Origin of the sequence: Serratia montpellierensis (assembly GCF_020858655.1) — a bacterium.
GTDB classification, from domain to species: Bacteria; Pseudomonadota; Gammaproteobacteria; order Enterobacterales; family Enterobacteriaceae; genus Serratia; species Serratia montpellierensis.
On record NZ_VOSN01000022.1, the window covers coordinates 82,616 to 104,015 of the forward strand.

The window sequence follows — 21,400 nt, forward strand, 5'->3', positions numbered from 1 at the left end:
CATGTCAGGATTTCAGACGAGCATTAACCAATACCCGGCTCCGGGTATTGAGGGGGCTTTTGCCAGTAACAACCCGTACACCAGCTATGTGGCCGGTGAGGGGGCATTGGTCACCGGCGCCGACGGGTTAACCATTGGGCGATTTGCCTGGGTGGTGAAGGGCGTGGCATCGAACAAAGGCACTGGCGCGCCGTCGGGGTTTGTTCCTCGCGATGGCCAGGCGTCAATCGTTGAATGGCTGGGCGCGGCGTCTAATGTGATCCAGCCGGGGCGAGAGTGCACGCTGCACACCGGCGGTGATTACTGGGCGGTTACCACGACGGCAGCCACTGTCGGCCAAAAAGTGTTTGCGTCACTGACCACCGGCGAGATTGCTACCGGTGCCGCCGGCGCGACCATTGAAGGCTTTGCGGAAACGGCATTCTCGGTGGCCAGCGCCGCGGCGGCCAAAGAACGTATCAAAATCAGCACCTGGAGCAAGTGATGAATAAATTTAAGCAGCATTACGCTACCGCCAGCCGCGATTACGGCATCATCCTGCCGGGCGCGCAGGCTTACCTGCCGCCGGAGTATGCGAGCGATTTCGCGCTGGCGATGGATGCGCAGCCTAATCTGGTAACGGTCTCAAACTCCGGCGTGCCGGCCTATTTCACCAACTACGTTGATCCCGAATTAATTCGCGTGCTGGTGACACCGATGAAAGCGGCTCAAATCCTGGGCGAAACCAAAAAAGGCGACTGGACGACGCTGACCACTCAATTCCCGATCGTGGAGTCAGCCGGTGACACCAGCTCTTACGGCGACTACAACAACAACGGCATGGTAACCGCGAACGCAAACTGGGTGCCGCGCCAGAGCTACCACTACCAGACGCACACCCGCTGGGGTGAACGCGAACTGGATATGTACGGTGCGGCGCGCATTGGCTGGGCGGCGGAGTTGAATGTCGCGTCTGCGCTGGTGCTGAACAAGTTCCAGAATAAATCCTACTTCTACGGCATCGAGGGCTTGCAGAACTATGGCCTGCTGAACGATCCATCGCTGTCGGCGCCGATTACCCCGATTGACGTCGGCGGTAAGTTGAAATGGGACGATAAGGACGCAGAGGCGATTTATAACGACATCGTCAAGCTGTACAAGCAGCTCGTCAGTCAGACCAAAGGGCATGTCGAACGTACCGACGCGATGAAGCTGAATATGTCTCCGTTGTCGGAAGCCAACCTGACGAAGACCAACCAATACAAGGTCAACGTTGCAGACCTGCTGCAGAAAAACTTCCCGGGTATGACCATCGAAACGGCGGTGGAGTATTCCAGCGACGCGGGTGAAGTGGTTCAGCTGATTGCCGAGCGTCTGGGGGAGAACGACACCGGTTACTGTGCGTTCACCGAGAAAATGCGCGCGCACGCCGTGGTGACGGAGTCTTCAGCCTGGCACCAGAAAAAATCCGCCGGTACCTGGGGGGCGATCATTCGCCAACCGCTGGCTTACGTACAAATGTTGGGGGTTTAAAAGATGGCAGAGCAAGTAACAGTGGGCTGCAAATTGCCGAACGGTTTGGTGTTGGAAGTCGACGGCCATCAGCAGGCGGTCGCGGGTTACCGCGGCGAAGATGTGCGCATTATCGGCGGCTATGGCCTCACACAGGTCGATAAGGAACTGTGGGACGCCTGGCTGAAGATCCACAAAGATCAGCCGTATGTAAAAAAAGGCGTGATCTTCGCGCAGGACAATGGCAACAGCGCCCGTGCGCAGGCTAAAGAGCAGGAAAAGTTGAAGTCAGGCCTTGACCCATTGCCGCAAAAAAACCCGGCACCGGGGATCAAGCGTGATGATGAAGCGATGAATAAAAAGGAGTAATGCATGGGCGCCGTGGTTTTCAACATCAAGGCATTTCGGGCGCTTTACCCGGCGTTTGCAACGGGATGCGGATCGGCGCCAAGTGATGACCTGCTCGAGGCGCTGTTCAATCAGGCCTCGACCCTCTACCTCGATAATACCGATGAAAGCAAAGTGCAGGATCTGAAAGAGCGCGAGCAGTTATTTTTCCTGCTTGTTGCTCATCTCTGTGCGTTGCGCGGATTTGGTTCAGGACAGTCGGGCGGTCAGGGAAGCGGCCTTGTTGGCCGCATTACCAGTGCCTCAGAGGGATCGGTTTCTGTATCGGTGGACAGCGCCGGCAGTAACGATCAGTCATGGTGGTATCTGCAGACTCCCTATGGCGCGGATTATTGGCAAGCGACCGCGCCCTACAGGACGATGGTTTATCACCCGGGCTCATCGCCATCTCGCTATCCAGACCACTACTATCGGCCGGTCAGGCGGGGGCGCTAAATGGGTGCCAGTGTTCGCGGCGGTGCCGCGTTTAAAGCGCGCCTGGCGCAAATTGCCGAAGGGCTGTCTTCGGGCAAGCGCCTCAAGGTGGGTTTTTTGGCCGATGCGACCTATGAGGACGGGACCCCGGTTGCGCTGGTGGCCGCCGCGAACGAGTTCGGAAAAATGGTGATGACCAAGGCCGGGGAGTCCTATTTTCAGCTGCCGCGGCCTTTTTTCCGCAACATGATTTCAGCCAACAGTACGCAGTGGCCCGGTGAGTTTTCGCAGCTTATCTGTTCATCAAATTATGACGCGCGGTTAGCGCTTGGATTGATGGGGGAGCGGATAAAAAGCCAGCTGCAGGATTCTATCCGGGAGCTCAATTCTCCGCCGTTGGCGGAGTCGACCATTAAGCGCAAAGGGTTCGATAAGCCGCTGGTCGACACTGGCCACATGCAGAACAGCGTCGACTATGCCGTTGATGGAGGTGATGAGTGAATTTGCACGGTATTGTTTCGCGCGCCGTCGGCGCAGTTAATCCCTTCGTTGAGGCGCAGATTTATCGATCGCTAGGTGCCGAAAAACGTGAGGATTATTCCCGGGCGCCGGCCTATGACGCGCCTATTCCGATGATGGTACAAAAACAGGCTGTTACCCAGGGCGATATCCGCCACCTGGACAACCTGAATATTCAGGGGGTGTTCACGTCCATCTATACGAACGGGAACTGGTGCGGTGTGAGCCGACCGAAGCAGGTCGGCGGTGACAAATTCGTCATCGCGGGCGAAACGTGGCTTGTGGTGGCGGTGCCGGAGAACTGGCCGGATTGGACGAGGGTTGTTGCATGTCTGCAAACGTAACGCTCTCGATCACTGAAAGCGATCTCTATAAAGCCCTTGGCGATTTTCTCCAGGGGCTTTTTGTTGATGCGCAGATCGAGCGCACTCAGCAAAACGGGGTGCCGATGCCACAGGGCGAATTTATCGCGATGACTTCGCTGAATTCCGCCGGTTTGTCTACGGCGGTGGTAAAGTATTCGCCGCCACTGGAGGCCGGACTGGGTACGCAACACATTACGCGCACCACGCGCTGGGAATGTCAGCTTGATTTCTTTGGCGACAACGCGGAGCGAAATTCCCTGATGTTCGCCACGCTGATCCGCTCGGAGTTTGGCACCTCCGCTTTTCGCTGCTCCGGGGGCGTCTTAACGCCGCTCTACTGTAGCGATCCCCGTCAGACCACGATGATTAACGGCGAGTGGCAATACGAGCCGCGCTGGACGCTGGAATTCATCGCGCAAATCAAACCGGTGGTCAGTGCGCCTCTGGCGTTCTTCGACAACGTGACCATCAAAACGACCACAACGGAGTCCATCGATGGCAATTCCAATCAGTAAAGACGTAAAAATCAAACCGGGCGTGCTATCCGCCGTGGGTAATGCGGTCGACCTCAACGGCCTGCTTTTAACCGACAGCCCTTACGTACCGATCGGCGACGTCCCTTCGTTTTCGTCACCCTCGAGCGTGGCCGATTATTTCGGTGGTGACTCTGACGAATACGTTATGGCATCCATGTATTTTCAGGGCTACAACAACGCGACAAAATCTCCGGGGGCGTTGCTGTTCGCCCGATTCAACCGCGCGCCGGCGGCCGCATGGTTGCGCAGCGGATCGTTTAAAGGGGTGACGGTCGAGGAGCTGAAAAAAATCTCCGGTACGCTCACGATCAGCATCAGCGGGAAGAATGCCAGTGCGGAAGTCAATTTCAGCGCGGTAACCAGTTTTGCGGAGGCGGCCGCCGCGTTGCAAACCTCATTGACGGCCGCCGTGGCGACGGTGGTATATGACACCACGCACAATGCCTTCATCATCACTGCTGCAGGCACCAAGCCGGAAGCGACGACTATCGCGTATGCGACCGGCACCGCAGCGGCACCCATGAAGATGACCAGCGATCTCGGCGCCAAGATCTCCCAGGGGGCGCCGGCGGCAGTGGTTCCCGCGCTGTTCACGGCAATCATCGCCAAGTCGCAGCAGTGGGCCTCATTCTCGACCGTTTTCGAGTGCAAGGATGATGAACACCTGGCGTTGTCCGCATGGGCCAGCGCGCAGGAGGAGCGCTTTTTCTATGTGGCGTGGACCACCAACGAAAAAGCCCGAATTACGGGCAATCAGGATCACATCGCGTACAAGATCATCACCGTGAACAATTACGGGAGTGTCGTGCCGGTGTTCTGCACTGACGTGAAAAAACCTGCATCCGTATTGGGATATGCCGCTGCGCTGGACTTTACTCGCACAGAAGGGCGCGTGCCGTTCAAATTCCGCGAATACAACGGGCTGGCGGCCGATGTGACCAGCGGGGATGAGTACGACGTGCTGATCGCCAATGGCTATAACTTCTACGGCAAGTACGCCGCCAATAACATCGTCGAGGATTATTGGGCAGATGGCTCGATCACCGGCGATTTCAAATGGCTGGACAGCTTCGCCGGGCAAATTTGGCTGAACGCCAACCTGCAGGGCGCGGTGCTGGCGCTGTTCAAATCCAACAAGACGATCCCCTACAACAACGCCGGGCGCGCGCTGGTTGCAACCTCGATGACCGATGTGATCGAGCAGTTTAAAGCATGGGGCGGCATTCGTGCCGGGGTGACACTGTCCGCGGCGCAAAAACTGGAGATCAGCAACGCAGTAGGGGAAGACGTGTCGGCGACAATTTTCGCGACGGGGTACTACCTCTATGTCGGTGAAATGCTGCCGGCCCTTCGACCAGGTCGCACCAGCCCGAACTGCGCGTTGTGGTACAGCGACGGCGGCAGCATCCAGAAATTGAATATTGCATCGACGGAGGTTCAATAATGTCCAACACCATCACTTCTGCCGACGCCATTATTACGCTGTCGGTAATGAACCTGTACCCGTCAGGCGTGCAGCTGCAGGGCTTCGCTGCGGATAATATCTACGGGACCGACGCGCTGAGCCTGGCGGAAACGGTGCGCGGCGCCGACGGCAAGTTATCGGCCGGCTTCATTTACGGCAACATCAACCAGACGATCTACATTATGCCGGATTCGGAAAGCCGGGACGTGTTCGATACCTGGGCGACCACATCGCGCGCCAGCGTGGCGGTGTTCCGCTGCAATGCAACGGTTATCTTGCCGGCGCTCAAGCGCAAATATAAATGCGTGAACGGCGTGCTGAAGCAGTGGAAGGCGCTACCGGATGCCGGCCGCATTCTGCAGGCCAGCCAGGCGATCATCGAATGGGAATCCATCACTCCGGAGGCGTTTAACTGATGGCACGTAAAGAGACGTTTATCACTATCGACGCCGCCGGGCGCGATCAGGGCAAGGTTTTCTATATCAAGGAAATGTCGGCGTCACAGGCTGAATGGTGGGCTTTGCGGGCGCTCATGGCGATGGGGCGCGGCGGCGTCGAGATCCCCGATAATTTACGCAGCATGGGGATCGCGGCGATGGCTGTTGAGGGCTTAAAGGCGATTTCGAAGATCCCCCCGGATGAGGCCAAGCCGCTGCTTGATGAGTTGATGACCTGTGTTCAGGCCGTGCCGAATCCAGCGGATAAAACCGTGGTTCGCCCTTTGATTGAAGCCGATATCGATGAAGTGGCCACACGCCTTAACCTGCGCGCGGAGGTGTTCAAACTGCACGTGGATTTTTTCGCTACCGCCGGCCGCTAGATATACCGCCTCGTTTTGCCAATCCTGACAGGCCGTTTGGGCTTGTCGATTACACCAACGTTCCGCACACCATCGCTACCGTGATTTCCGCCGGCAAAGCCTCCAAGGCCGAGCTGGATGCGGTGCTTGGTGTGCAGGACTTGTGGGATTTGTTGGAAATCATCCAGGTGGACGCCCATAACGCACGCGTAATGCAGGAGGGGAAATAGTGGCAATGGTACTTGACGAGCTCGTCCTCGCCCTGGGTATTGATGACAAAAACTTCAGCGCTGGCGAGCAGGCGGTAGTGGCAGGGCTTGACCGCCTGACAGCGGTCATGGAGAACGTTGCGCAGGCGTTCGACACCGGCGAGAAGAAAAGCAGCGAGGCGCTGGATAAAACCGGGAAAAAAGCCGACAAAACCGCCAAAGACATGGAAGCCAGCGGCAAAAAGGCGGCGTCGTTCTTTTCCAGTATTCGCGCCCAGGTGCTGGCGCTGGCCGGCGTCACGTTGTCGCTGGGCGGCCTCAAAAGCTTTGTTACCGGGTTCACCAGTAACCTGAACCAGTTGGCGACGGCGGCCGATGCTTTTGGCATGTCGGCCAAATCGCTGGATGGCTGGACCAAGGCGGGCGAGGCGTTCGGTGTCAGTGCCAATGAGATTGTTGGCGCGTTCTCCCGCATCAACGATGCAAAGGCACGCTTAAAATCTGGCCTTGGGCTGGATCCACAACTTCAAAGCCTGCTACTGGCCGCCAACCAGGCGGGCGCCAATATCGAACTGGGCCGGGATGGGACTGAAGATATTGTCCGCAAATTGGCAGCCGCGTTTCCAAACCTGAATAAGGATCAGCAGCAGGCCTATGGCAGTGAGCTGGGGTATGGCTACGCCGCGCAGCAATGGTTCGGCTCTGGCCATGCGTTGCGCGATGTTGACCGATTTACAGCGCACTCAGGCGTTGACGATCAGTCAATCGCGGCGGCGCGAAAGTTTCGCCAGCAGTGGGCAGAGATCAGCCAGGCCTTTGAGAAAACGGGATACATCCTCTTTAACGCGCTGCTGCCTTACATCAAACAGTTCAACGCGTGGCTGAACGATCTGGCGAGCTGGATGGCACAGCACCCGGATGAAATCAAAGCCGCAGTGCAGGGCGTGTTCGATGTTCTGTCGAGCATTGTCGGTATCGCCGGTGAAGCCGCCAATGCGGTAGGAGGCTGGCAGAACGCCATTCTGCTGCTGGTTAGCGCATCGGTGGGTGGCAAGCTGCTTTCCCTGTTTAAAGGGCTCAGCGGGGCGCTGATGGGGCCTGCCGGCCTTATTGCAGCTCTGGTGGCGCTTGAGGAGTTTGTCATTAAACCCCTCGAGGAAAAATACCCTGCGCTGAAAAATAACCCCGTTGCGGATGCCCTGAACAATCTGCCATTCAGTGACAAGGTAGAGGGGTGGGGAAAATCCGCTCACGATTGGGTTAAGGATACATTCGGGATCAATCTTCCGCGTGGTGATGGTTACGGGCAAGACCAGGCTCCGACGCAGTTTGCTCAATCTGTACGCCGGCCACAGCCAACAAAGGCCGGTGAGGAAATGCTGGCGTGGCTGCAGCCGAAACTCAGCAAGCTGGAGGAAACGTTCGGGCTCCCTGCCGGGCTGCTGCGCAGCATGGTGATCACGGAGTCAGGCGGCGATACTCAGGCTATATCGAAAGCGGGCGCCAAAGGGCCGTTTCAGTTCATGCCAGGCACGGCGAAGGACTTTGGGCTGGTCGGCGATGACGTTTTTGATCCGGAGAAATCAGCCTATGCCGCAGCGCGCTACATGTCGCAGCTGCTGAAAATGTTCGATGGTGATCTGGGTAAGGCGCTGGCGGCGTATAACTGGGGCCAGGGTAATGTTGAGCGCAAAGGGCTCGGCGCGGCCCCGCAGGAAACGCGGGAATACGTGCCGAAGGTGTTGTCGAATTTGCCTCAGCCGGGCGCAGGCATGGCGGCGCAGGCGCGCCAGCCGGTCGGCGGTTCGCAATCCACGATCACCGAAACAACCCATATCGGCACTCTGCAGGTGAATTCGCCGGCGGACAGCACGAAAGGGATCATCGACGACGCAAGGCAAAAAATTAATCGCTCCAGCTTTGTGGGCGCGTATGCATCGGGAGTGTCGACATGAGGTTTTCCCTGAATCAGGCCACTGTACTGAATGCTGTGCGGGGCGGTGGCCTGCTGTCTGTCGTTAACAGCGTGTTGGCACCGGGATACGGAGTTTATTATGCCTCCGGCGCCAGTGTCGGCACGAAGCCCTTTTCGCCAACGTCATTTGTCGTTATCGAAGTGGGGGGCGAAGCGTCGATCACCACGGCGCCGATCGAGCGAGGTGGTTACACCTCATTCAACAAGGTGCAGCGGCCGGCAGAATTACACATTACGTTTACCGTGGAAGGCTGGACAGGGTTTTCAGGCGGGCTTACGAACCTGACCAATCTCACGCTGACATCCCGCTCGGACGTGCTGGCCACCCTGGAGACGATGCGCACAACGGCGGAGGTTTATGACATCGAAACCCCCGACAAAACCTATTCGTCCTATGACCTGACCAAATACGATTATCGGATCCGAAGCGACGGCGGCCCGACGTTGCTTACGGTAACGGCGGTTTTTCAGGACGTGCAGGACGTGGCCGAGGTGACCGTCAGCAGCGAGACATCGCAGGCCGACACTACCAATAATCAAATCACCCAGGGAGCGAGCGCCAAAACGGAGCTCGTTACCTCTTCAACGAGTGGTTCCACCCTTTCTGATGTGAAGAAAGCGATCTCCGGCGTGCAGCGCTCGGCGTCGGAATTGGTTGGGAACATTGCCGATAAGGTTTCGTCAGCGGTCGAGGATGTGACCAAACCTCTCGGAGAGGTCACCGTCAGCGCGACGCAAAAGTTGGATGCGGCGGTTAAGCAATTGGCGCGGAGTTTAACCTGATGCTGGAAATTGTACTCAAGCCCCTCAAGTCTCAACGATTCACCGTCTCCCTGAATAATCAGGCCTGTGAAATTCGTCTGGCACAGCGTACCACGGGGCTATATATCGATCTGACCGTTAACGGCACTCCCTGCCTGCAGGGGGTGTTGTGCCTGAACGGCAACAAGATCGTGCGTTACGTCTATCTGCCATTCGCCGGCGAATTATTTTTCGCTGACCTGGCGGGAAACGCGGATCCTGAATGGTCCGGCCTGGGTGAGCGTTTCAAACTTTACTACCTTGCGCCGGAGGAAATGCCGTGAGCTATCAACAACGGGATATCAGGGTGGAGTTTACCCTGGCAGAGGGGCGAACGTTTGACGATCGGGGTAACGTGCTTACCGTCAAGAATGCGCGCTGCTATATAAGCCTGGCGGCGTATGGCGGGATTGCCGGCACGCAAATTACCCTTTATCTGTGGGGGCTCGTGGCCCAGCAGATGGCGGCGCTGAGCTACAAAGGGATTTGGATTGATGGGGCCAAGCCTAATCGGATCCGCGTATGGGCTGCTGACCGTCTGATTTTCGAAGGGTTTATCAGCGATGCATATGCGGATTACAACCAGGCTCCGGATGTGCCGCTGATTATTACGGCGAACATGATGTTTTATCTGCGGGCGAAAAAGGTGTCGCCATTCAGCGCGAAAGGCCCCGTCTCGATCGATGACATTTTGATGCCAATGGCATCATCAGTGGGGCTGAAATATGAGAATCAGGGCGTTAAACGCACGCTGCCCGATCCGTATTTCCAGGGAGATATCACGCAGCAGATGATCGAGGCGGCACGGGCTGTTGATGCCGAAATCGATATCAACGTGGAGAAGGTGACGATCTGGCCAAAGGGAGTATCCCGAAAAGAGTCGGTATTGCTCGTTTCTCCCGACCACGGATTAATCGGGTATCCCATTTTTACCAATGTTGGGCTGAGCATTTCGTGTCTGTTCTGTCCTGATATTTTTATTGGTCGCAAATTGTCGTTGGTGACCTCACTCCCGAACGCCAGCGGCCGCTATGCGGTGCTCGGTGCAATGCACACGTTAACCTCATGGATTGAGGGCGGCCAATGTTCAACATCCTGCGAATTGTTGCGGCAACCCGGGGGCTGATATGGAAAATTTTCATGTAAACGGCTCCGATCTGAATGGTGATATCAACGCGCAGGACTTCGTTATGCGCCAGTTTCTGGGGCGTCATGCGTTTATCACGTTGGGTAGGGTGATCAATGCCAACGGGGAGCACGTGGACATTCGCCCTATGGTGATGGCCGTCGCTGGCGACGGCTCACCTATCCCGCATGAGGTAATTTACAACGTGCCGGTGTGGCGTCTACAGGGTGGTCAAAGTGCGGTGATCATGCCACCGAAAGCCGGTGATATTGGGTTCATAGCGATTTGCGATCGGGATATCAGCGGGATTAAAGCCACGCGCCAGCCCGCTATGCCGGGATCAAGGCGCACGCACAGCCTGTCAGACGCGATCTATCTGGGTGGTGTGCTGAATGGCGACCCGGTGCAATTTGTCGAGTTTGCCGATCAGCAGATCAATGTAACTTCACCCTGGAAAATCACGCTGAATGCGCCGGATGTTGAAACCAATGCATCGAAGCGCTTTGCCGTTAACTCGCCGGAAATCGCACTGAACGGCGCGACCGAGGTGAGCCAGAAGTTTACAGCCAAAGGCAAAGCGGACCTGTCCGCCGGCGCCATGATTAGTGGTATCGAGTTTGGTGACCACGTGCATGGTGGCGTGCAATCAGGCAGCGCGCAGACGAATAAACCGCAATAGGGGGCATGATGCAAACTCGCTCACTTCTTCTCGATACGAATACCTGGGATCTGATGCTGGACGACAAAGGCAACCTGGCGGTCACAGACAATCCTTATGCGGTGGCGCAGGATGTGGCGTGCGCCTGCAGCACTTTCCTTGGCGAGTGTTGGTATGACAACACGCTCGGAATTCCTTATTACCCGCGGATCCTCGGCCATTGGCCCGGCACGCAGCTGATTAACACCAAAATGCAGCAGGAGGCGATGAAACTGCCGACGGTCTCCAGCGCGCTGTGTACGGCAGTCTCTGATGGCGATCGCCGTATTGGTGGCGTAATGACGATCACCGATACCAATTTCAACGATTACACGGTGCTGTTATGACGGATGAAAACACCAATTATACAACTGCGGTACCGGCGGTTACGTTTTCAAAAACGGGGCTGCTGGTACCGGATGAGGTGGACATACTAAACGGCCGGCTAACCGATTTCTCCACCGCGCTGGGGAGCTCGATGGGGACCAGCCTGACAAGCCCACAGGGACAGCTGGCGATGAGCGATTCGGCCATCATCGCCGATAAGAACGATCAGTTGCTGGCGATCGCGAACCAGGTGAACGCGGACTACAGCAGCGGCAGGTTTCAGGATGCGATTGGCCGGGTTTATTTCCTCGACCGCATCGGTGCCACCGGCACGACAGTAACCGGGACGTGCTCAGGGCTGGTGGATACGCTGATCCCTGCTGGAAGCCTGGCACAGGATGAAGCAGGGTATCTCTACGCCAGCCTGTCCGACGCCACGATCGGCGCCGCCGGTAGCGTTGATGTGGTTTTCCAGAACCTCACGACAGGCCCGATCGGTTGCCCCATTGGTGCGCTCAGCAAGGTCTACAAAGCGATCCCTGGCTGGTCTGGTGTGACGAACCGCGCCGCCGGGGTGCCGGGCAACAATGAGGAGAGCAGAGCCGACTTTGAGCACCGCCGACGCAATTCCGTTGCCAACAATGCCCGGAATACATTGAACGCGATCCGCGGCGAGATCCTCGCAAAAGTTCCCAACGTAGTGGATGTATACGTTACGCATAACCCGACCCCGGTAGACAGACAAGTCGGCTCATCCAAATATACATTGAAGAAAAACTCGTTCTACGTTGGCGTATATGGCGGAAAGGCTGAGGATATCGCGGATGCTATCTGGCGCAAGGCGCCGCCCGGTGTCGACATGAACGGTGATTCTTCATACACGATTGCAGATACCGACGGCTATGAGCCGCCATACCCGGAGTATGTGATCACCTGGCAAGGGTTGAAGCCGGTGAGCGTGTCAGTGAGGGTTATCCTGAAAAAAAGCGAATATTTACCATCGGACATTACCGATCAGGTAAAGGGTAAAGTGATCGCGGCATTCAATGGCGCTGATGGGGGCAATCGTGCGCGTGCAGCGGCTGCGCTGGCCGCCGGGCGATTCTATGCGGGCATTTACAGCATTGACCCTTCAAACATCGATATTCTCAGCCTGGCGCTGAGCAGGGATGGTAACGCCTTTTCCTCATCCCTCCAGTTTGGAATCGACGAAATTCCGACGCTGGATCCGAACAATATCAGCGTAAAGCTGCAGGAGGTCTAAATTGCAGAATGTGGCCGCCACTGTGCTCGCACAGTACGCCGCCAGCCCCCGCCTTAACGCCCTGATAGGCAGCTTCAACGAAGCCGTTTCCCCCGACAAGTTCGTCGATGATTTTTACGATCTGATCTGGAACATCGAAACCGCAGAGACCTATGGCCTCGATATGTGGGGAAAAATTGTGGACGTAAGCCGGCGGCTAACGGTCGACGACGACTTTAATTATTTGGGGTTCAGTGAGGCGCGGCTGGATACGCCAACGCGGACAGATCCCCGCCCATTTGACCAGGCGCCGTTCTATAGCGGTGAGAGCACAACGCAGACCATTGAACTTGCGGACCCGATCTATCGCCGTCTGATCATGATGAAAGCCATGAGCAATATCACCGATTGTTCAATACCGAATATCAATCGGATGTTGCGTTACATGTTCGGCGATCGGGGGCGCGCCTATATCCAGAACGATGGCGGAATGAAGATGAGCTATGTGTTCGAGTTTGAACTGTCGACCGCAGAGCTGGCTATCGTCCAGTCCTCCGGCGCGCTGCCGGCGCCGCCAGGTATTAACGTTTCAATAATTCAGAAGGCATAAAATGAAACTGACAGATAAACCGCGTCAGATTGCAGTGCCGTTCGCCAGCGGTACAGCTGACAAAAACACGATCCCCAATAATGCCACGCAGGAAACCAAGGAAAAGGGCAAAGCTGCCTATGACTCTGGCTTTCCGCCACTCACAATGACAGCAATCGCGGCCGGCGGTATCCCACCGCACGGGAAGGATTTTAACGGACTGCTGAACGACATCACTGCGGCAATTCGTTTTTCTCAAGCCGGCGGCCATTATACCTTTGATTCTGCTTTTGCTCAGGCTATCGGCGGATATGCAAAAGGCGCAACGGTATTAAGCGCTGACGGCTCGAAAATCTGGTGGAATACAGTTGAAGCGAACACAACGGATCCGGATGGCGCCAGTGCAGCGGGCTGGAAAAATCTGTTGGCGGATCCCAATGGGCTGTTTCTTCAAAAGTCACAAAACCTGGCGGATTTACAAAATAAAGCGGAGGGCCGGAAAAATCTTGAGCTCGGTACTGCTGCGACGAAAAACGTCGGCACTGGCAGTGGTAATGTAATGGAAATGGGCACGGCGGGTTTGGGTGTCGGGCCAATAGCCAAAAGCGACGCTTACAGTAACATCGCGCAGTTTTTCCGCGTAAATGCTTCGTCAGCCAATAAGCCTCCTGCAGTGTCCGGAAACGTATCAGCTGGCGTTGTATGCTTGCCTATGGATGCGGCACCATCCTCAGGCTACGTAGCTGTTGTTGGCGGTAATTTGGCGGCGTATGTCGGCATTTCACAAGCAGAGGCTGGCGGGATTACCTGGGCGAGAATTTATACCGATAGGTTTAAACCTACTGCTGCCGATGTAAACGCTGTTGCTAAGACTGGCGATAGAATGAGTGGTGCGCTAGGTTCGACTTATACCGACACCTATAGGATCGTTGCAGGTCAATACGGTACATTCTGGCGTAATGACGGCAATGCCCTCTATCTCATGCTCACCAATGCTGGTGACCAGTGGGGGACATTTAATAACCTGCGACCGCTTGCTGTCTCCACCAGTGACGGCTCCATAAATGTAGGTACAAGTTTTTCGGTTAATTATACCGGATATATTAATAAGTTAGGGGTTAACCCCTATACAAGTAACGGGCAAAGTTTTAACCAAACAAACGGACTGCATATCCAAGGTGCTGGTGACCAATATGGAGATATTTATTATCTTGAGACTGTAGGGAAATATGGTTCATTATCATTCCATATCCACGGAGGGGGACTGGATGCCTATCCGGCATTTAACAATAATGGTTCGCTTTCTCTTAATGGGAGCTGGCCTGCTATAAGCAACTCCGCCGGGACTACATGGCACCCAGACGGCAATGTCGAAGGCCCTCAATGGGGAGGCTACCTTAGCAACTGGCTGAATCAAAATATATCGAACGCGCAAAATAACGCACAAAGATGGGCTTATCAAAATCTTGTCCAAAACGTCAGGCTCACTGGACGAATTAACCAGCCTGATACTGGCGGGCAAGTTAGAGCTCCTGACGGTTGCGTGTTTACTGGTATGTCTGGGGCCAACTATAACCCATCTATTTGGGCTTCTTATTCATATATCCAAGTTTTAATTAATGGTTCTTGGCGAAATATAGGGACTTCTTAATCATGGTTAAATTTGAAAACTTTGCTATTTACAAGCCTGATTTTAAATCCACCGAAGAGAATGAGCCAGCATATAGACCTGATATTCTTTACGCCAGAGATAAAAATGGGCGAGACTGGTACGCCTGTCAGGCGGATTTTAGTCCAGACACGCTGAAGGTCATGTATGACGAGAATGGTATTATCGTCTGTATATCAAAAGACGTCACAGCAATTTTCCCTCCTGGTTACTCAGTAGCAGAGGTGGCGATTAGCGAAACCCCACCTGAAGCGTGCAACGATATGACGTGGGTATATCGTGACGGAAGGGTGATTAAGCGCACCTACAGCTCTGCTGAAAAGCGCAAGATGTTACAGGGGGAGAAAGAACGTCGTATCGCACGTGTTAACCAGGTTACGCAAACCCTCAATAGCAAGTTGCTATTGGGTATGGCTACCGATGAAGAGAAAGCCAAATTGCGGGTATGGATGGACTACGTTAACGAGATCGAGAAGATCAGCGATGACACAGATCTTGAAAAAATCGTGTGGCCGGAACCGAAAATAAAGCCCTCATGGTAGAGGGCTGAATAGATCAATTATTATCCGTTCCCAATGATACAATGGCTGTATTACCTGAAATGAACAGAGAATATTCCTTATTAGTTGAAATTGGTTTAATCCCACTGCTAATCATACGAGAAAGCACATTTTTATTGTTTTGTTCATCTCCATAACCATGCAGAGTCTGCGGGAATCCTTTGTTAATTAGTTGAAAAGAAGCTAAAAACTCAGATGCAGGGCTAAGGAAATACCCTATTAATGGTTTGTTGTCCACTAACAATTTAGCCCTTTCATTTATATTGACCTGGCCAACTGTTCCGATGGTGGTAATTTCATTATGAGTGAGCAAGTCACGACTGATCATGTTAAAAATAAAATCTTCATACTCGCGCTGTGATTTAATGGCACTGCCTAATTGTGCGCTGAATGCAATTGCTGTAATAACAGGAATTAGTGATAAATATTTCATTTTTGGTAAAAAATAAACAATGGGAATCGAAATTAAAACAAGACACGCTGAGAAGGAAACCAAAGTCCTGGGGAATAGCGGAGCATCTTTAAGAAATATGGTTGGCCCCATCAGTGAAACTAAAAATATAAATAGGGAAATAACCCAATAAAGACTGAATGATAATATAGATTTTTTCTTATGGCGATTTGCAAACAACATGAAAATCAAGCCAGCAATAACTGGAATCAAAAAATAAATATAAACTGGGCCATGGAAATATGATAGCGCCATGTTTTTTAATGAACTAAGCGTAGAGGCTAAATGCTCTAGCCCTTCAGTATTAGCTGATATGATCTCTGCGCGTGAATTACTTTTTGCAGCAAAGAATAACATGTAAACCATGTAAAAAGAGACGAATAAAGCCGTTTTGTTAAGTATTATTTTTATAATGTCAGTAGCTTTACAGTCATTTTTTACTGCTGCGATCATTACGTCTACAGCAAGTAAACCAATAAATACATTTGCACATGGTTGGTATATGGTTAAAGATAGTACGCCAGCGAACAGTTTTACTAAAGTTTGTCTTGTAGGATTACTGGCTGTATAGGTATAAGCCATAACCGCTAGGAAAAAAGCGATGGACATGCCTAAAGAGTCATATCTGTAAGCGATATTTTGCAGCATGAATGGATTGAAAATTAGAAGAGCCGCAACTAATTTGTGTGAAGGAACTTCTAACCTCCATAAATGATCGCTAAGTAAAAGCGATGCCCCACCGATAAACAAGCAGGAAGCAATCATAGTATAGGGGTATAGATCAAGGTTATAGTGGCCACTGGCGGATAAAACTTTCATGAGAATATCTGCAACAGGCCGACCTAATCCTCTCCATCCATACTGACCAGTTATGGCTCTATCTAGATCATCCCTATAAAAAATACCAGCTTGGATTAATGGATAAATAAAAAGAAGAGCAATCCCTGAGTAAAGGAGCAGTGCTTTTTTGTCGATTTTACAAAACATTTTAATTCTCATCTCACTTCTTTATTATATAGCGTGGGCGACGTTTGGTTTCAATGTATATTCTACCAATATATTCCCCAAGCACTCCGATTCCTATAAGCTGTACACCGCCAAGGAAAAGAATGGAAACAATAATTGAAGGGTAGCCAGCTACCGGGTTTCCCCAAATAACCTTATCTATGATCATCCATGCGCCATACATGAAGGAAATTGCAGCAACAAAAAATCCAATGTAAGCCCAAACACGAAGAGGGAAGGTGGAAAAGCTTGTAATTCCCTCTATTGCCAAATTCCAAAGCTTCCAGCCATTAAATTTGCTGGTTCCTGCGACTCGCTCGGCTCTAGAGTATTCAACAATTTCAACATTTCCGCCAACCCAGCTAAGGATACCTTTCATAAATAGGTTTCTCTCTGGAAGTAATTTAATGCTTTCTACCACTTCCCTGGTCATCAGCCTAAAATCACCTACATTCTCTTCTATGGCCGGTTTACTTATTTTATTGTGTACTCGATAAAACCATTCTGCTGTTTTTCTCTTCATTCGGCCATCGCATTGCCTATCCATACGTTTAGCCAACACCACGTCTGCACCATCTTGCCACTTATTCAATAATAGTGGGATAACATCAATTGGATCTTGAAGGTCAACGTCAATTGGGATAATAGCATCGCCGGTAGCGGCTTCCAAACCAGCAAATAATGCAGGTTCTTTCCCGAAATTCCTGGAAAAATTTATCGATTTAACATTTTGATCATCATTAGATAAGGAAGACAGTATTTCTTCCGTTCTATCTGAGCTACCATCGTTGACGAAAACGATCTCTACATCTATATGCTGAAAAGGTTTAAACTGACGCACAGATTGGTAGAATAGAGGAATTGCTTCTTCCTCGTTGAATACGGGAACTACAAGTGAAATTTTCATTTATCTTCCCTGAAGACAACTAACTTAGAATAAATGAAGCCACAGATTAGGCTGATCACTGAAAAAGTAACGAGAGTTACAATTGGGTTTGCATGTAGCGTATCTGCTGCCCAACCGACAGAGAATGCCATACCTCCCATAAACAACACATACACCATATAGCGGTAAGTTGTAGCTTGTGCCTTGAACGTCCACTTGGCGTTAGCAAAGAACGAAACGGTTACAGCGATGCCAAAAGCGACAACATTTGAAACTGATTGTGAGAAACCGCTAAAGAGCATGAGCCCAAAAACAGCCCAGTGAGCCAGGGTATTCATTACCCCTACAGATGCATAACGTATAAAAGTATTCAATGCGTAAAATTCTTAAATGTTGGTTTGCCATATTCTGCCATCGCATGATATTGATGGCAAAATTTTCTAGCCCATCAAGATGATAAGTAAGCACAATCACTATCGTTGGGGCATGGTGACATACTGTAGTAACAACGTATGACTCCCAGCACGCCGTCCGTCAGCGTTGCCTCACGCCACCTGATAGTTGGGTTCTGGCGCTCCTCTCAGACTGATATCTCAAGGGATAATGTCGCGATAAACATCGGCATAGTGTTCTACTTGTGGACGCGAAAACGCGCTGAAGGTCGAACTTCGATCGTGAGTTGTAGCCTGGAGGGAACTCGGCCATTCATCGAAACTATCTTTCTTTACCGATCAATATCCTACCTTTCTAACAAAAATCCGAACTTTCCCCCGTCAAAATCTTGCGCATATACTGTATAAAAACACAGTAACAAGGCAACATTATGACTTTCTTTTATCCAACACCAAACCCAACCAAGCTCAAAATCCCGCTTTTCGCCGACAAGGTGCCGGCGGGGTTTCCCAGTCCTGCAGCAGATTACGTCAGTTCGCGCATCGATCTGAACGAGTACTGCATCAGCCATCCCAATGCGACCTATTTTCTCTATGCGACAGGTGATTCCATGCTTGAGGCCGGGATCACTGAGGGCTCTATGCTTGTTGTTGACCGCAGCATCAGCCCAGCCCATGGAGATATTGTTATTGCCAGCATAGCCGGCGAGTTCACCGTGAAGCGTCTCTGTTTGCATCCTCGCGCGCAATTGGAACCCATGAACCCGAAGTATGAGCCGATCCTGCTTCATGATGGCGGTGACGATCTGGAGGTGATGGGCGTTGTTGTGTCTTCGATAACGAGGCTCAAGTGATGTACGCGCTTGCTGATGTGAACAGCTTCTACGCGAGCTGCGAAACGTTGTGGCGCCCAGATCTGCGAGGGCGTCCTGTCGTCGTTCTGTCGAATAATGACGGATGCGTCGTAGCCAGGAGCAAGGAAGCGAAGGCGTTAGGGTTAAAGATGGGAGAACCCTATTTCAAAATTAAGCGGGAATTTGAGCGCGCAGGGGGCATCGCGTTCAGCAGCAACTATGAGCTATACGCCGACATGTCTCAGCGTGTGATGGCTGTTTTAGAAGAGATGGCGCCACGCGTAGAAGTGTATTCAATTGACGAAAGTTTTCTTGATCTGACTGGAGTTCGTAACTGCATTGATCTGGATACTTTCGGCCGCCAGGTGAGGGCCAAGGTACTGCGCAACACTGGGCTAACTGTAGGCGTTGGCATTGCCCAAACCAAGACGTTAGCCAAGCTGGCAAACTTCGCGGCGAAGAAGTGGGACAAGACTGGCGGAGTAGTGGATCTGTCCAATGAAGGGCGCCAGCGCAAATTGATGGGCCTCGTGCCTGTCGATGAGGTCTGGGGTATCGGACGCCGGATATCGAAAAAGCTCAACATGATGGGTATAGAAACGGCACTCCAACTGGCCGATGCAAGCACTACGATGATCCGCAAGCATTTCAGCGTTGTGATAGAGCGAACCGTCCGCGAGCTACGTGGTCAGCCTTGTCTCGAGCTGGAGGAGTTTGCGCCGACAAAACAACAGATCATCTGCAGCCGCAGCTTCGGAGATCGGATCACCGAGTATGACCAGATGCATCAGGCTATTTGCATGTACGCGACGCGTGCAGCGGAGAAGTTGAGGGAGGAGCATCAGTATTGCCGGCATGTCAGCGCGTGGCTCAAAACCAGCCCATTTGCCATCAATGAGGAATACTATGACAACACCGCAAGCATAAAACTGAGCACGCCAACGCAGGATACTCGGGACATTATCGCTGCGGCTATGCGTTGCCTGGATGCGGTTTGGCAACCTGGCCATCGATATCAGAAAGGCGGGGTGATGCTGCAGGATTTTTACAGTCAAGGTGTGGCTCAGTTGGGGTTGTTCGATGAGTACAAGCCACGGCATAACAGCGAGCAACTGATGGGGGTGCTTGATCGGATCAATAACTCGGGAAGGGCAAAACTGTGGTTTGCAGGACAAGGGGCGCATCAGGTGTGGTCAATGAAGCGTGAGCTACTGTCGCCGGCATACACGACACGGCTGAGTGATCTGCCACGTGCGCGAGTATATTAGCGTTTGTGATTGAGAGTTTTAGTACCTAAATTATTCCGAATTGCTCCGAGGGTTCTGGTAACTATCTGAAATTAAAAGCATGGAATGCAAGGTATAGCAAGGGATTGCAAAGGCTGAAAGGTTGATAAGGCATTGTTAAAAAAGGATATTTTCATTCTTTTTCGTATAAAGGAATCGTATTCGGTCTTTTTTTGTGTGATTGATTTATAAGTAAATTCCTCTTAATCCGCAAGCAACAATCTCCGCTCCTCTTTTCGAGTCACAGCCACCAACCCGATCTCCATCCTTATTCCCCACCCGCACATATCGCTAATTTAGCCGCACCAAAAGTCATTACGTCATGTATGGCGCTGATAAGCTCCGGTCATTGCTCCCATCACCGGTTAAGCGAGAGCGGCATTATGGGGAATATCAAGATATTAGGCGTTGTAGTTGTAAAAGGACACCTGCGTTGAACGATCGGCTGAGTCGGTTGAAGAGGGCGTTGCCCGGCTATCTCGAGGCGTGGCGTGAGGGGATTTTACCCTCTGACTGGGGGCAGGTGGCTAATCCTGAAGTGGTTGCCGCCCTGTTGGCGGAGTGGGAGGCGCTAAGCGAATTGGCGTCTCGGTTCGAAACCGCCACTGAAACTCCCTCCGAACCGGCTGCATTTTGGCAGGCGCGTGCCGAGCAGATGGCGCAGCGCAATCGCGAACTCAGTGCCCAACTGGCGACGCCAGTCCGTTTGCCCGGCGCGCGGGTGGCATTCTTTGGCTATGTGAAAACGGCGGTGATGGACGCCAGGCAGGTGAGGGCGGCGATTCGTGATGCCGGTTTTCTCATCGATACTGATGATATAAACGACAACGTACCGTCATGACCGCTGTCCTGTAACGTATGAGAATAAGCGCGAGCGAATAATGTCGCCTCTGTGATACGGAGCAAGGTTCAATTCATCCAGTCAATTTGTTAGGATCGTCTGACCTACATGACTATTGGTGCAGTACATTGAAAATCAAAGCGTTGTTATTTGTTGCGTTGGCCGCATTGGCCGGCTGCAGCCAGGAGGGAACCTCAATGAATCAGCCCGCAAATGAGAAAGGCGGCCAAACGGAAGTGTTGCTGGTAAACAGCGCGCTGGTGGACTGCGTGGGCGTCGGCCCGATGAAGTGCATGCAGGTGCGTCGCTCCGCGCAGCAGCCGTGGGAGTTGTTCTATACCGGCATCGAGGGTTTCACCTTCGAACCGGGTTATCAGTATCGGCTGAAAGTGCTTGTTACCCCGGTGGAGAACGTGCCGGCCGATGCCTCATCGCTGCGTTATACGCTGATTGAGCAGCTGGAAAAGAACAAGGCGTAATGGATCTACCTTG

At 52.7% G+C, this 21,400-nt stretch carries 27 protein-coding genes; 24 read left to right on the plus strand and 3 right to left on the minus strand.

From position 1 onward, the window contains the following. Position 1 precedes the first annotated feature (1 nt). From FUU19_RS22550 to FUU19_RS22650, 20 genes are all read left to right on the plus strand, one after another. Entirely contained in the window at positions 2 to 484 is a 483-nt protein-coding gene (locus FUU19_RS22550) for a structural cement protein Gp24 (protein ID WP_038875760.1), read from the plus strand. After that, positions 484 to 1,512 carry a major capsid family protein gene (locus FUU19_RS22555; protein WP_142075388.1) on the plus strand — a complete coding sequence of 343 codons (1,029 nt, stop codon included), beginning with the start codon at positions 484 to 486 and terminating at the stop codon, positions 1,510 to 1,512. Before FUU19_RS22550 ends, FUU19_RS22555 begins: the two co-directional genes overlap by 1 nt. 3 nt (positions 1,513 to 1,515) lie before the next feature. After that, complete coding sequence (locus tag FUU19_RS22560; RefSeq protein WP_230490431.1) at positions 1,516 to 1,860, plus strand: hypothetical protein; 345 nt, start codon at positions 1,516 to 1,518, stop codon at positions 1,858 to 1,860. 3 nt (positions 1,861 to 1,863) lie between these two features. Next, a complete protein-coding gene (locus tag FUU19_RS22565) occupies positions 1,864 to 2,334 on the plus strand; it encodes a DUF4054 domain-containing protein (RefSeq protein WP_038875751.1) in 471 nt (156 codons plus the stop codon). Continuing rightward, a complete protein-coding gene (locus FUU19_RS22570; RefSeq protein ID WP_182264663.1) occupies positions 2,335 to 2,814 on the plus strand; it encodes a hypothetical protein in 480 nt (159 codons plus the stop codon). After that, entirely contained in the window at positions 2,811 to 3,176 is a 366-nt protein-coding gene (locus tag FUU19_RS22575) for a hypothetical protein (RefSeq protein ID WP_049194153.1), read from the plus strand. Before FUU19_RS22570 ends, FUU19_RS22575 begins: the two co-directional genes overlap by 4 nt. Then, the gene (locus FUU19_RS22580) at positions 3,161 to 3,712 is read left to right on the plus strand and encodes a phage neck terminator protein (protein WP_230490432.1); all 552 of its coding nucleotides are present in this window, start codon (positions 3,161 to 3,163) and stop codon (positions 3,710 to 3,712) included. Before FUU19_RS22575 ends, FUU19_RS22580 begins: the two co-directional genes overlap by 16 nt. Next, complete coding sequence (locus FUU19_RS22585) at positions 3,693 to 5,177, plus strand: DUF3383 domain-containing protein (RefSeq protein ID WP_182264662.1); 1,485 nt, start codon at positions 3,693 to 3,695, stop codon at positions 5,175 to 5,177. The genes FUU19_RS22580 and FUU19_RS22585 overlap by 20 nt, the downstream gene beginning before the upstream one ends. Continuing rightward, entirely contained in the window at positions 5,177 to 5,614 is a 438-nt protein-coding gene (locus FUU19_RS22590; protein WP_038875737.1) for a phage tail fiber protein, read from the plus strand. The genes FUU19_RS22585 and FUU19_RS22590 overlap by 1 nt, the downstream gene beginning before the upstream one ends. Further along, positions 5,614 to 6,018, plus strand: coding sequence for a hypothetical protein (locus tag FUU19_RS22595; RefSeq protein ID WP_049194151.1), 405 nt, complete (start codon positions 5,614 to 5,616; stop codon positions 6,016 to 6,018). The genes FUU19_RS22590 and FUU19_RS22595 overlap by 1 nt, the downstream gene beginning before the upstream one ends. Before the next feature lie 208 nt (positions 6,019 to 6,226). Further along, complete coding sequence (locus tag FUU19_RS22605) at positions 6,227 to 8,161, plus strand: transglycosylase SLT domain-containing protein (RefSeq protein ID WP_230490433.1); 1,935 nt, start codon at positions 6,227 to 6,229, stop codon at positions 8,159 to 8,161. After that, the gene (locus FUU19_RS22610; protein WP_230507382.1) at positions 8,158 to 8,964 is read left to right on the plus strand and encodes a phage baseplate protein; all 807 of its coding nucleotides are present in this window, start codon (positions 8,158 to 8,160) and stop codon (positions 8,962 to 8,964) included. The genes FUU19_RS22605 and FUU19_RS22610 overlap by 4 nt, the downstream gene beginning before the upstream one ends. Then, positions 8,964 to 9,266: a phage baseplate plug family protein gene (locus FUU19_RS22615; RefSeq protein ID WP_182264660.1), complete on the plus strand. Its 303-nt coding sequence runs from the start codon at positions 8,964 to 8,966 to the stop codon at positions 9,264 to 9,266. Before FUU19_RS22610 ends, FUU19_RS22615 begins: the two co-directional genes overlap by 1 nt. Beyond that, a complete protein-coding gene (locus FUU19_RS22620) occupies positions 9,263 to 10,108 on the plus strand; it encodes a baseplate hub protein (protein WP_182264659.1) in 846 nt (281 codons plus the stop codon). Before FUU19_RS22615 ends, FUU19_RS22620 begins: the two co-directional genes overlap by 4 nt. A 1-nt stretch (position 10,109) precedes the next feature. Beyond that, positions 10,110 to 10,787 (plus strand): Gp138 family membrane-puncturing spike protein, encoded by a 678-nt coding sequence (locus FUU19_RS22625; RefSeq protein WP_182264658.1) that lies wholly within the window; start codon positions 10,110 to 10,112, stop codon positions 10,785 to 10,787. Positions 10,788 to 10,795: 8 nt separating this feature from the next. Further along, the gene (locus tag FUU19_RS22630) at positions 10,796 to 11,152 is read left to right on the plus strand and encodes a contractile injection system sheath initiator (RefSeq protein ID WP_038875867.1); all 357 of its coding nucleotides are present in this window, start codon (positions 10,796 to 10,798) and stop codon (positions 11,150 to 11,152) included. Next, entirely contained in the window at positions 11,149 to 12,396 is a 1,248-nt protein-coding gene (locus tag FUU19_RS22635) for a baseplate J/gp47 family protein (protein ID WP_230490435.1), read from the plus strand. Before FUU19_RS22630 ends, FUU19_RS22635 begins: the two co-directional genes overlap by 4 nt. Position 12,397: 1 nt before the next feature. After that, on the plus strand, positions 12,398 to 12,985 hold the full coding sequence (locus FUU19_RS22640; RefSeq protein WP_182264655.1) for a DUF2612 domain-containing protein: 588 nt from the start codon (positions 12,398 to 12,400) through the stop codon (positions 12,983 to 12,985). Position 12,986: 1 nt separating this feature from the next. After that, a complete protein-coding gene (locus FUU19_RS22645; protein WP_230490436.1) occupies positions 12,987 to 14,615 on the plus strand; it encodes a phage tail fiber protein in 1,629 nt (542 codons plus the stop codon). 2 nt (positions 14,616 to 14,617) lie between these two features. Beyond that, on the plus strand, positions 14,618 to 15,175 hold the full coding sequence (locus tag FUU19_RS22650) for a tail fiber assembly protein (RefSeq protein ID WP_197832685.1): 558 nt from the start codon (positions 14,618 to 14,620) through the stop codon (positions 15,173 to 15,175). Between the two features lie 13 nt (positions 15,176 to 15,188). Here the strand turns inward: FUU19_RS22650 and FUU19_RS22655 are convergent, their stop codons facing one another. The 3 genes from FUU19_RS22655 to FUU19_RS22665 are packed head-to-tail and all read right to left on the minus strand — an operon-like array spanning position 15,189 to position 17,909. Continuing rightward, positions 15,189 to 16,643 (minus strand): glucosyltransferase domain-containing protein, encoded by a 1,455-nt coding sequence (locus FUU19_RS22655; protein ID WP_230490437.1) that lies wholly within the window; start codon positions 16,641 to 16,643, stop codon positions 15,189 to 15,191. 1 nt (position 16,644) lies between these two features. Further along, positions 16,645 to 17,556: a glycosyltransferase family 2 protein gene (locus FUU19_RS22660; RefSeq protein ID WP_060447306.1), complete on the minus strand. Its 912-nt coding sequence runs from the start codon at positions 17,554 to 17,556 to the stop codon at positions 16,645 to 16,647. After that, complete coding sequence (locus FUU19_RS22665; RefSeq protein ID WP_072271515.1) at positions 17,553 to 17,909, minus strand: GtrA family protein; 357 nt, start codon at positions 17,907 to 17,909, stop codon at positions 17,553 to 17,555. The genes FUU19_RS22660 and FUU19_RS22665 overlap by 4 nt, the downstream gene beginning before the upstream one ends. Before the next feature lie 449 nt (positions 17,910 to 18,358). Here FUU19_RS22665 and umuD point away from each other — a divergent pair, with 449 nt between their 5' ends. The 4 genes from umuD to FUU19_RS22685 all read left to right on the plus strand — a co-directional run bounded on the left by umuD (position 18,359) and on the right by FUU19_RS22685 (position 21,387). Then, a complete protein-coding gene (umuD, locus tag FUU19_RS22670; RefSeq protein ID WP_033637997.1) occupies positions 18,359 to 18,781 on the plus strand; it encodes a translesion error-prone DNA polymerase V autoproteolytic subunit in 423 nt (140 codons plus the stop codon). Further along, on the plus strand, positions 18,781 to 20,049 hold the full coding sequence (gene umuC / locus FUU19_RS22675) for a translesion error-prone DNA polymerase V subunit UmuC (protein ID WP_230490438.1): 1,269 nt from the start codon (positions 18,781 to 18,783) through the stop codon (positions 20,047 to 20,049). Before umuD ends, umuC begins: the two co-directional genes overlap by 1 nt. Before the next feature lie 451 nt (positions 20,050 to 20,500). Further along, positions 20,501 to 20,908, plus strand: a complete 408-nt coding sequence (locus FUU19_RS22680) for a hypothetical protein (RefSeq protein WP_230490439.1) — start codon at positions 20,501 to 20,503, stop codon at positions 20,906 to 20,908. A gap of 128 nt (positions 20,909 to 21,036) precedes the next feature. Further along, positions 21,037 to 21,387 (plus strand): DUF4377 domain-containing protein, encoded by a 351-nt coding sequence (locus tag FUU19_RS22685; RefSeq protein WP_025302454.1) that lies wholly within the window; start codon positions 21,037 to 21,039, stop codon positions 21,385 to 21,387. Positions 21,388 to 21,400 lie beyond the last annotated feature (13 nt).